Source organism: Mammaliicoccus sp. L-M44, from assembly GCF_022386355.1.
GTDB classification, from domain to species: domain Bacteria; phylum Bacillota; class Bacilli; order Staphylococcales; family Staphylococcaceae; genus Mammaliicoccus; species Mammaliicoccus sciuri_A.
Map to the genome: position 1 here is coordinate 1 of NZ_JAJNIU010000051.1, position 2,013 is coordinate 2,013.

The window sequence follows — 2,013 nt, forward strand, 5'->3', positions numbered from 1 at the left end:
TTTTTGTTTGAGTAAACCACCGTAGCTTAGCATACGTTTTCTGTATAAACCTTGTTCTAAGTCGTTGACTATTTCTTGATTTTTTTCTTGATTACTTGTTAGATAGTCTGATGATTTTACACTATATTTTGATGTTTCTTTGATTGCTGCTTGAATATCTTTATCGCCCTTTTTGTTTGGTTTGATCGCCTTTATATTTGCCACTGGTCGATAATCAACTTGCAATGCTTTTTGCCATAAATCGACCCATTCATTTTGTGAAATGTAATTCTCAGAACCTCTAAAATATTTGCTTTCAACACACAATAAAACATGCATATGTTGATTATAACTACCGTCATTTTTATTAACGGTAACTTCTGTCGAACGCATAAAACCAATTAAATTTTTAGAAACTTTTTTATATCTGCTTAATCTATCAAATGCTTTTGTTAAATGTTTTAAACTTTGTTCTAAAGTTTCACCATCTATCGCATTTTTTGTTGAAAGTGTTAAAAATAACCAACGTGCTTTTGGCTTTTCTTTTACCACTTCTTCAATCACTCTTTGCGCTTGATAAATATTTTTCATGGCTCGCCTCCAATTACAAACTGGACACAATTTCGATTTACAAAACCATGTCTTATAAAGCTTTAAATAGCCTTCTTCTGTCGGTTTGAATTCTAAGACGCTTCCACACTGTTTGACGTTATGAGCCTTTTTTAATTTTAGAATGTCGAGAATTTCAGAATAGCTCACGTTATCAATTTTTTTCTCTTTCCATGGGCGTTGTTTCCCACTTTTAGAAATATCTTTCAAAATTTTATTATCTTGATTTTCAGTTATAAATTTTGTATGATTGTTTTGCATATAAAAACCTCCAGTATTTGATTTTGGCTCGACACCTTTATCTTATTACTGGAGTTTTTTTATGTCAAATTTTATTTTATACACCTAAAAAGTAGCAAAACCCTTTAATATCAAGGCTTAAACGTAAAATTAATAAATCGAATTATTTCTAATTAGTATCAAGACAAGAAGAAACTCGTTTCACTCGTTTCTAAAAACCCAAAAATAGAGCATGATGATCACTCCGTGAATCATGCTCTATTTTTCCGTCTGTACATGTTTTTTATTCCAATTTCCTTTTTGGTTTGAACCTACAATTCCATGTGATGTTGAGTTGGTACTTTCTTGGGATTAATCCCAATTCAAGTCCAACCAACTCGCTAACAAGTTAGCTATCACATTTCATTTTTCAAACCAAAAAGTTTTCTCGGCATAAACGGTGGTATGATTAAATTAGATTTAACTTAGCAGAATATTTCTAAAAAAAGCCAACTTAATTTTTAGGTCGGCTTTTTTATTTTGTTTAAATTCAAATGCTCTTATTTTGAATTTTAAGGGGGCATTTTAAAGATTTAGGGGTAAATCATATAGTTTTATACCTAAAAACTTATATAAGCTCTTAAAACGCAAATATGAGCCAAATAAATATATTTTGATTTCACAAAATGATTTTTCTAAAAACCAGTGGCTAATTTTTAAGACACTGCCCATTTACATGCAAATTTAAAAATTGGCATAAAAGTGGGTAAACGTGCCGTTTAATCGCATAGTTCCTGCAGGGGCTAAAAAAGCTTTTTTTACTTAACATCGACATGACATCGACATGACATCGACTTGACGATAAGTAAAGAATTATCAAAAGCAAAACACTATTAAACCAATAATATTTAATAATAAAAAAACTGACCCCAATCACAATACATAGTTTCTGATTGGGGTCAGTTTTTTTATTATTTTTTGATGTAGTAGTTTTGTTTTTGATAATTCCATATTGCCATGATTGAGTGTGCTTTTTGTTCTTCTTCTGTTATCTTTTCGTCTGATGTATTAATTAAGTTCCCGTCTTCTGAGTCATCTAAATTTAAAATTTTATGTTTTTGTTTGAGTAAACCACCGTAGCTTAGCATACGTTTTCTGTATAAACCTTGTTCTAAGTCGTTGACTATTTCTTGATTTTTTTCTTGA

Annotated in this window: 2 protein-coding genes; both read right to left on the minus strand. The window is 30.3% G+C overall.

Annotated elements, in window-relative coordinates; genetic code table 11:
- Positions 1–849 (minus strand): protein rep (locus LQ611_RS13750; protein WP_239709667.1); only part of this gene is annotated, 849 nt, incomplete at its 3' end.
- Positions 850–1,778: 929 nt separating this feature from the next.
- On the minus strand, positions 1,779–2,013 hold a 235-nt coding region (locus LQ611_RS13755; protein WP_239709668.1), incomplete at its 5' end, for a protein rep.